Below are 416 nucleotides of genomic sequence, written 5' to 3' on the forward strand. Positions count from 1 at the left end.
CTCGTGGTCAAGCTGGTGGATATGCGGTAATGCTTCCGAAGGAAGATCGTTACTTCATGACAAAGCCAGAGTTACTTGATAAAATCACTGGTTTACTTGGTGGTCGAGTAGCTGAGGAGATTGTATTTGGTGAAGCAAGTACAGGTGCTCACAACGACTTCCAACGTGCGACTGGTATTGCAAGACGTATGGTTACGGAATTCGGTATGAGTGATAAGCTTGGACCGATGCAATTTGGTAGCTCACAAGGTGGTCAGGTATTCTTAGGAAGAGACTTCCATTCAGAACAAAACTACAGTGATGCAATTGCGCATGAAATTGATGTGGAAATGCAAACGATTATTAAAGACTGTTATGCTCGTGCGAAACAAATTCTTACTGAAAAACGAGATAAGCTTGATATTATCGCAAAAACG

1 pseudogene is annotated in these 416 nt (G+C 42.1%); it reads left to right on the forward strand.

The window, feature by feature from the left end:
- Positions 1-416: pseudogene (locus CRU95_RS16255) on the forward strand (cell division protein FtsH); the annotation flags it as partial.

The organism is Arcobacter sp. F2176, from assembly GCF_004116465.1.
Lineage (GTDB): Bacteria > Campylobacterota > Campylobacteria > Campylobacterales > Arcobacteraceae > Arcobacter > Arcobacter siniprincipis.